The sequence below is a fragment of the Alcanivorax sp. genome (assembly GCF_051117345.1).
In the GTDB taxonomy this organism is placed as follows: Bacteria; Pseudomonadota; Gammaproteobacteria; order Pseudomonadales; family Alcanivoracaceae; genus Alcanivorax.
Window position 1 is genome coordinate 1 of record NZ_JBNPEC010000084.1, and the last position, 7,385, is coordinate 7,385.

The 7,385-nt window shown below is 58.2% G+C and carries 9 protein-coding genes; 5 read left to right on the forward strand and 4 right to left on the reverse strand.

Features of this window, described 5'->3' with window-relative positions; translation table 11 throughout:
- The coding region (locus ACFE0K_RS05600) for a hypothetical protein (RefSeq protein WP_434535130.1) at nucleotides 1–246 on the reverse strand (246 nt) is incomplete at its 3' end.
- On the opposite strand from ACFE0K_RS05600, the gene ACFE0K_RS05605 reads away from it, so the two are divergent.
- From ACFE0K_RS05605 to ACFE0K_RS05620, 4 genes are read left to right on the forward strand one after another with little or no spacing between them, the layout of a single operon-like run.
- Nucleotides 182–697 (forward strand): DUF2878 domain-containing protein, encoded by a 516-nt coding sequence (locus tag ACFE0K_RS05605; RefSeq protein WP_434535129.1) that lies wholly within the window; start codon nucleotides 182–184, stop codon nucleotides 695–697. The two genes, ACFE0K_RS05600 and ACFE0K_RS05605, sit on opposite strands and share 65 nt — an antisense overlap.
- Entirely contained in the window at nucleotides 690–1,463 is a 774-nt protein-coding gene (locus ACFE0K_RS05610; protein ID WP_434535122.1) for a DUF1295 domain-containing protein, read from the forward strand. The genes ACFE0K_RS05605 and ACFE0K_RS05610 overlap by 8 nt, the downstream gene beginning before the upstream one ends.
- Nucleotides 1,460–2,482 (forward strand): class I SAM-dependent methyltransferase, encoded by a 1,023-nt coding sequence (locus ACFE0K_RS05615; RefSeq protein ID WP_434535123.1) that lies wholly within the window; start codon nucleotides 1,460–1,462, stop codon nucleotides 2,480–2,482. Before ACFE0K_RS05610 ends, ACFE0K_RS05615 begins: the two co-directional genes overlap by 4 nt.
- A gap of 18 nt (nucleotides 2,483–2,500) precedes the next feature.
- On the forward strand, nucleotides 2,501–3,763 hold the full coding sequence (locus ACFE0K_RS05620) for a sensor histidine kinase (RefSeq protein WP_434535124.1): 1,263 nt from the start codon (nucleotides 2,501–2,503) through the stop codon (nucleotides 3,761–3,763).
- Nucleotides 3,764–4,026: 263 nt separating this feature from the next.
- Here the strand turns inward: ACFE0K_RS05620 and ACFE0K_RS05625 are convergent, their stop codons facing one another.
- The 3 genes from ACFE0K_RS05625 to ACFE0K_RS05635 all read right to left on the reverse strand — a co-directional run bounded on the left by ACFE0K_RS05625 (nucleotide 4,027) and on the right by ACFE0K_RS05635 (nucleotide 6,759).
- The gene (locus ACFE0K_RS05625; protein WP_434535125.1) at nucleotides 4,027–4,881 is read right to left on the reverse strand and encodes a diguanylate cyclase domain-containing protein; all 855 of its coding nucleotides are present in this window, start codon (nucleotides 4,879–4,881) and stop codon (nucleotides 4,027–4,029) included.
- Between the two features lie 81 nt (nucleotides 4,882–4,962).
- Nucleotides 4,963–5,661: a response regulator transcription factor gene (locus ACFE0K_RS05630; protein WP_434535126.1), complete on the reverse strand. Its 699-nt coding sequence runs from the start codon at nucleotides 5,659–5,661 to the stop codon at nucleotides 4,963–4,965.
- A gap of 105 nt (nucleotides 5,662–5,766) precedes the next feature.
- Nucleotides 5,767–6,759 carry a GlxA family transcriptional regulator gene (locus ACFE0K_RS05635; protein ID WP_434535127.1) on the reverse strand — a complete coding sequence of 331 codons (993 nt, stop codon included), beginning with the start codon at nucleotides 6,757–6,759 and terminating at the stop codon, nucleotides 5,767–5,769.
- A 94-nt stretch (nucleotides 6,760–6,853) separates the two neighbouring features.
- On the opposite strand from ACFE0K_RS05635, the gene ACFE0K_RS05640 reads away from it, so the two are divergent.
- Nucleotides 6,854–7,385, forward strand: a 532-nt coding sequence (locus tag ACFE0K_RS05640; protein ID WP_434535128.1) for an acyl-CoA dehydrogenase family protein, incomplete at its 3' end; no start/stop codon positions are given.

The following is a 7,385-nucleotide window of genomic DNA, read 5'->3' on the forward strand; positions in this document are numbered from 1 at the left end:
CCAAGCGGCGCCGTGCTGCAACCTATCAGCAGCAGCGGCACGAACAGCACACTTGTCATCAGTAGTGATTTCATCAGTCAACTTTGAGCGCAGGCGGGTGATTCGCCTGTGAAGGAATTTCACAGGCCATTGACGAGTGGAGGCGCACTGTTCGCTGATGAAACGATTACCTGCCCCTTTGATGATCAATTTTGCCGGCTTCCAGCTGTTGTGGGCGGCGGCGGTATTTGGCGGTGCCAGGGACATGTCCTGGCCATCCTGGGCTGTGCTGGGAATGATGCTGGCGGGGCAGTGGTGGTTTGATCCTCGCTGGATCAAAAATACCCCCATGCTGCTGTGGGGCCTTGTGCTTTGTCTGTTGCTTGAGCCGATCTGGCTGAGCAGCGGCTTATTGGCTTATACCGGTTGGGATCACCCCTGGCTCGCACCGGGATGGATCTGGGCATTGTGGTTGGGATTTGCCGTGAGCTTTCACTACAGCCTGCGCTGGTTATGTGGCAGGCCCTGGCTGGGCGCCGCCTTTGGCGCAGCGGGTGGTATCTTTTCCGTCACCATGGGTATCAGACTGGGAGCGGCAAGCGCGCCGCTCGACTGGCTGCCGATCGCAGTGACCTATGGTGTGGTCTGGGCGTTGGCGGTGCCGCTGCTGGCCTACGGCGCGCAACTTACCGGGGAAAGGGAACATCATCATGCCTGAGATACATTATTTGCTACTTATCGCCCTGCTGATCGTGGCTTCGGTATTGTGGTTGCAGCAGTTACAGACCCGTAATGCGGGCTGGGTGGATGTGTTCTGGTCCTGGTCGGTAGGGGTGGTCGGGCTGATTTTTCTGGTGATGGGCAGTGGTGCCTCCCTGCCGCGCTGGGTGGCTGGGGCATTGCTGCTGCTCTGGTCCGTGCGCCTGGGCAGTCATATCTTTCGGCGGGTAGCCAGTGAGTCTCATGAAGATGGTCGCTACGCGGCCATGCGTGAAGCCTTGCAGGAAAAGACACAGCCGGTATTCCTGGTCTTTTACTGGGGCCAGGCTCTGCTGGCCTGGGGCTTTGCCCTGACATTCTGGGTGATTGGCAGCCAGCAACACAGCTACGGCATTACGGTCGTCCTGGGCGCCTGTCTTGGCGTACTGGCGATTGCCGGAGAGAGTCTGGCCGACAGACAGTTGTCGCGTTTCAAACACAAGCCAGACAGCGCCGGACGCACCTGTCGTGAGGGGTTGTGGCGCTATTCCCGCCATCCCAATTACTTCTTTGAATGGCTGCACTGGTGCAGCTACCCCCTGATTGCCATCGGCGCCAGTCAGGGGGCCTGGCTGTGGTGTTTGCCGCTGGCCATGTTTGTTTTCCTCTGGTTCGTCACCGGCATTCCTTACACGGAAAAGCAGGCATTGAAATCCCGTGGCGACGATTATCGCGACTATCAACGCACTACCAGTGCGTTCTTTCCCTGGAGACCCAAATCATGATGATTCAAATGGCGGAGTCCGGCCTGCTGCCGGATGCCCTGGTACGTTTTGGTATCCGGCGTTTGCTGGGAAAGCGGCTTGAACAGGAGCGACAGAAGCAGAGTCGCGATGACCTGGAAAGCACACTGAAACAAGGCCCGGTAGCGGTGGGTCAGAATGAAGCCAACGAGCAGCATTACGAGGTGGATTCGCGTTTTTATGAACAGGTACTCGGCCCGTATCTGAAGTATTCCAGTGCCTACTGGCCGGACGGGGTTAACGATCTGGCAGAAGCCGAGCGCGTCATGCTGGCGATGACCTGCGAACGTGCCGAACTGGAAAACGGTCAAGAGATCCTGGAGATGGGCTGCGGCTGGGGGTCACTGACTCTGTGGATGGCGGAGCACTACCCGGGCAGCCGTATTACCGCCATTTCCAACTCGGCATCCCAGAAAGCTTTCATCATGGGGCGGGCCAAGGAAAAAGGCCTGACCAATGTGCGAGTGATGACTGCGGACGCGTCATTGTTTCGGCCTGATCAGCCTTTTGACCGGGTGGTGTCCGTGGAGATGTTCGAGCACATGCGCAACCACACTGCCCTGATGGCACGGATTCATGACTGGTTGAAACCGGGCGGCAAGCTGTTTATTCATGTGTTTTGTCATCTCAATCTGACCTATCTGTTTGAAGATGAGGGCAGCAGTGACTGGATGGCACGGTACTTCTTTACTGGCGGCATGATGCCCTCCTACGACTGGTTGCCCCACTGCGCAGGAAAACTGGAGGAGGAACAGCGCTGGGCGGTTAATGGAACCCATTACGCGCGGACGCTGGAAGGCTGGCTGGAACTGGCAGACCAGAAGCAATCCCGGCTGATCCCGTTGCTGGATGAGGTATATGGCAAGGGCAATGGCAAGGTATGGCTGCAACGCTGGCGCATGTTTTTCATGGCCTGCGCGGAGTTGTTTGATTATCGTGACGGGGAAGAATGGTTTGTGGCCCACTATCTGTTTTCCCGTCCGGCCAATACCGCCGACTGAAACCGTTGAGCAGCTTGCATGAAGAAAACCGGCGTCCAGCATCGTATTACCCGCGTCTACCTGCTTCAGTTGTTGCTGATCAGTCTGGCTACGGTGCTGGGCGTGTGGGCCACGGCCAACATTATCGAACAGGTTTTGGTGAAGCAGGCACTGATCAAGGAAGCCGAACACTACTGGACCCTGCTGGATGAGAATCCGGCTCAGCCCCGCCCCAACACGCGCCATCTTCTGGGGTTATTGACCAGCGAGCAGGTCAACGATGACATCCCGGAGGTGCTGCAGTCTTTACCAGACGGTTACCAGCGGGCGGAGCTGGCCGGGGAGCGGCCGATTGTCTATCTCGAGCGCAAAGGGGATGCCCGCCTGTATCTGATTTTCGATGAAAAGCGGGTGTCGGTACTGGCGTTTCTGTTTGGCATTTTGCCTCTCACCGGGGTGCTGCTGGTGATCTACATCACCTCGTTTCTGGGCTGGAAAAAATCCCGCGATCTGTTGTCGCCATTAGTGCAGCTTGCTGACCGGTTACGGCATACGCCGGTGGAAGACCCCAGCATCGCGCGGCCTGATCTCAGTGGTATTGATGCGGATACCGACAGCGAAGTGGCGGTACTGGTGGCGGCGCTGGATGCCTATGCGGATAGGCTGGTGAGCTTTGTGGAGCGCGAACGGCAGTTTACCCGTGATGCCAGTCACGAGCTGCGCACGCCACTGGCCGTGTTTCGTGCCAACCTGGAATTGCTGGTCAGTCAGATCGGTGATCGCCCGTTGATCCGCCGCATGGAAGATACCGTGGAGGACATGGAGGCAACGCTGGAAACGTTGCTGATGCTGGCGCGCACGGAACAGCGCCAGCCCGACAGCGAGGACGTGATCGTCAACGACCTGGCCGTCAACCTGATGGAGCGTCTCAGTCCGCTGGCTGACCGCAAGCAGATTCGCCTGCAAGTACGCCAGACGGCCCTGTTGACGGTCCACAGTCCGGAAGTGGCGCTGACCATCGTGCTGACCAATCTGGTGCGCAATGCCATCAACTACAGTGGCTCAGGAGATGTCACCATCCTGGTGGCGGAAAACACCGTACACGTGGTGGATTACGGGGCCGGTATGGATGCGGATGAGTTGGCGCGCATTCTGAAACCGTTCGAACGTGGGCAAAGTCAGGAAGCAGGCCATGGCCTGGGGCTGGCTATCGTGCAACGGCTGTGTGAGCGCTATCAGTGGCACCTTATGGTAACCAGTGCCCCCGGTCGGGGTACCGAAGTGGCGATCCGTTTTTCCTAAGGAGCCTCTGCATAACTCCTTGCATGCTCAGTCTTTCAGGCTGGCTCGCAATCTAGGCGCGATTTTGAAGGTGTATGTCGATCCATCGAAAAAGCGCAACAACGAGTGCGTGCCAGCCTGGAAGACCCGTAGGGCGTGGTCTGAAGGGCCCATCTGCTGCGCTTTGCCGCTAGGAAAGGGAGCCACCCTGCCCGTCGCATCAAAACACAACAGCTGCACCCTTCAGGCCACGCTGAGTACGCAAGGAGTTATTCAGAGGCTCCTTAGCCGCTGATCAGCATTTCCTGATCGATGCGCACCAACAATTGCTTGGCATTCAGCGCGTCACGAATCCGATCTGCTACGCGGCGGGATTTTTCCTCGTCGGTGTCGGCAAGAAGAATACCGAAACGGTTGCCACCCAGGTGGGCAATGCTGTCCTGTTCTCGAAGCAATGCGGCCAGTGAGTCGGCGATGGTCATGCTGTCGCCGTCTTCCGGGGCCTGCAGATAAAGCAGCGATGCCTGCAGACCAAAATCCCGGCAATTACTGGCTTCCTGTCGGCAAATATCGTCCCAGCCTTTACGGCCAGGCAGTCCGGTATCGTCACAGCGGTCCGGGTGTTCCACGAAGGTGGTCAGCCGTTTTTCCCTGGCTTCGCGCACCGCATTGTTGAGCAGAAAACTGATCAGCGCAGCTTCGTGGATAAGGGAAGGGAGGGCTTTTTCCAGGCCGGCTGGCTGGGCCTGTGGATCGAGTGCGCAAAGGGTGCCGAACTGGCGATTATCGCTATCCACCAGGGGCAGACCGATGTAGGCGCCGATACTCAGGGAGTCATTGATCGTTCCCAGCTGATAATCCGGTGTTGCACTCACGTCAGCGACGATACGTGGGCCGCCCTGTTCCACCATGCGCACGCAATAACTGCTTTGCCACTGCAGCCTTTGCCCTCGTTGCAAGCCATAGTGCTCATCTTTGACTCGCAGCAGGATCAGCTCTTCACCACTCAGACGAGTAATCATCCAGGTGGCCATGCCGAAGCGTTTTTGCAGTTCGGCCAAGTGGGCATCAAGCAGTGATTGGCAAGAGGTATAGGTTGGTAAAGAGATCACGTTGGCAGGCATAGGGGGGCTGGGCATATTGTTATTTTTGCGTATTGTCGAGCCCCCGAGGCCGAAAGTGCAAGCCTTGCCCGACGCAAGGCGCTTTTTTTCGGTTAATCAGACTGCGGTAGGGCGATCCTCCTGAATGCTGAAGCCCACACCGGGTAGGGTGTTGAGCAACGCGTTCTCGAAAGGTTTGTCCACCGCTTTGCGCAGATTGTACAGGTGACTGCGCAGGGCATCGGAATCCGGTACCAGATCCCCCCACAGCTCATGCTCAAGCTGTTCACGACTGACCACCTTGGGGGATTCGCGCATCAGAATGCGCAGAATACGGAAGGCGGTGGGAGAAAGTTTCAGTAGCTGGCCGTCGCGGCGGACTTCCTGGCGGGCCGGGTCCAGCTCCAAATCTGCTACTTGCAGGGTATTGGCGGTAACTTCCTTGCGCTGTCGCCGAATCAGGGCCGAGACTCGCGCCGCCAGTTCCGGCAGGGCGAAGGGTTTGACGATGTAATCATCGCCACCGCGGTCGAAGCCTTCCAGCTTGTCTTCCAGCTGGTCGCGGGCGGTCATGAAGATCACCGGCAGGTCCAGGGCCAACTCTTTGCGCAGGTACTGGCAGAAGCTGTAGCCGTCTTCGCCGGGCAGCATCACATCCAGCAGCATCAGATCGTAATGATGTTCCTGAACCAGTTCCCGGGCCAGGCTGGTGTTGCCGGCGTAGTCCACCGTGGCACCTTCCTGTTCCAGAAATTCCACCACGGTCTGGGCCAGTTGGCGATGGTCTTCCACGAGTATGATGGACAGGTTTTCCACGGGCTCTCTCCTTTTTTTGATTATGGCTATCATCAGGCCCGAGTCGTCAATAACCCGTCAAGGTTCTTCACGTTCGTCGCTGGAGTGGCCCTTTTGAACAGCCTTCTAGTCAGTGAGCGTTCCGGTACGGGCAAAACGCTGTCGGTAGTGGCTGGGCGACAGCCCGGTATGGCGTTTGAACAGGCGGGAAAAACTGCTTACGTCCTGGTAACCCACCTGTTCTGAGAGCCGTGCCAGGTTGTTGGTGCCGCGCTCCAGCATCTTGCGCGCCGCTTCAATGCGTACCCGCTGCAGGTATTGCAAGGGTGGCTCGCCCAGGGTGGTGGTAAAGCGTCGCTGCAGTTGGCGCGGGCTCAGGTGAACCATTTCTGCCAGCTGGCCAAGGCTGGTGCTTTCCTTGTAATGCTCATGAATCCACGCCTGGACGGTCTGTACCTGGTCGTCCTGGTGATAGCTGTGGGCGGGCAGGCCGGCATAGATACTTTGCAGGTCGTTGCGCACATCAATGACAAAAGCCCGTGCCAGCTCCCGGGCCAGGTCAGCGCCGCAGTAACGCTCTACCAGCAGAATGGTCAGGTCCCGCCAGGCGGTGCCGCCGCCGGCGCAGAAGATATTGCCATCGCGGGTAATCAGCTCGCGTTCATTGAGTTTTACCTGCGGATAATGGTGGCGGAACTGCTGGCTGAAGCCCCAGTGGGTGGTGGCGGTCTTGCCGTCCAGCAGGCCGGCTTCGGCGAGCATGAAAGCGCCGGTGCAGTTACTGGCCAGGTCCGCTCCCCCTTGATGCAAAAAGCGCAGCCAGGGCAGGGCCTCCTGCTCCTGAGCCAGTACCGTTTCCAGCTTGCCGCCGATGGTCGGCACGATCACCAGGTCCGCCTGATCCAGTTGCTCCAGGGAGCAGTCCACCGCCATGCGGATACCGTTGGTACAGCGCACCGGATTACCGCCCCGCGAGACTACCTTTACCTCGAATTGCCGATTCAATGGCTGATCGTGGATCCGGTTCCAGGTCACCCCGGTCAGGTTGAACAAATCCACCACCCCGGTGAGGGCGGAAGCAAAAACGCCATCGAAGGCTAATACGGCTACTCGATACATCGTGTCGTATTCCACCATGAATAAGTCATAGGCGACAATGCCAGACCGGCGGGGGGGATGGCAAGCTGTAACCCAAATTAGCCGGAGCCAAACCGTGAGTGATGTGATTCTCGATCGTCGTGATCTCAGTTTTCAGCTGTTCGAGGTGTTGGATACCGACACCCTGTTTCAGCGCCCCCGTTTCGAAGAACACAGCCGTGAGACGATCGAGGCAGCACTGGATACCGCGGAGAAACTGGCCCGGGAAAAGTTCGCCAACCACAACAGCCTGGCCGATAAGGAAGAGCCTGCCTTCGTGGACGGCAAGGTAGTGATGCGCCCGGAAGTGAAAGACGCCTTCGATGCTTATATCAATGCGGGCTTCCTGTCTTCGCGTGCCAGCTTTGAAGAAGGCGGCATGCAGTTACCGGAGATCGCTGCGGCTGCCTGCAAGGGCATGTTCACCTGCGTGAATCCCAGCTCTACCGGCTATGCGTTTCTGACCGCAGCGGCGGCTAATGTGATCCGCAATTTCGCCAGCGATGCTCTGAAATCACAGTTTCTTGAACCGATGATGGCGGGGCGCTTTACCGGCACCATGGCACTGACCGAGCCCCATGCCGGCTCGTCTCTGGCCGACATCCGCA

Bases quoted from the DNA above. Each gene is read 5' to 3' on its own strand.
- ACFE0K_RS05605 (WP_434535129.1), top strand. From the start codon at position 182: ATGATCAATTTTGCCGGCTTCCAGCTGTTGTGGGCGGCGGCGGTATTT.
- ACFE0K_RS05610 (WP_434535122.1), top strand. From the start codon at position 690: ATGCCTGAGATACATTATTTGCTACTTATCGCCCTGCTGATCGTGGCT.
- ACFE0K_RS05615 (WP_434535123.1), top strand. From the start codon at position 1,460: ATGATGATTCAAATGGCGGAGTCCGGCCTGCTGCCGGATGCCCTGGTA.
- ACFE0K_RS05620 (WP_434535124.1), top strand. From the start codon at position 2,501: ATGAAGAAAACCGGCGTCCAGCATCGTATTACCCGCGTCTACCTGCTT.
- ACFE0K_RS05625 (WP_434535125.1), bottom strand. From the start codon at position 4,881: ATGCCCAGCCCCCCTATGCCTGCCAACGTGATCTCTTTACCAACCTAT.
- ACFE0K_RS05635 (WP_434535127.1), bottom strand. From the start codon at position 6,759: ATGTATCGAGTAGCCGTATTAGCCTTCGATGGCGTTTTTGCTTCCGCC.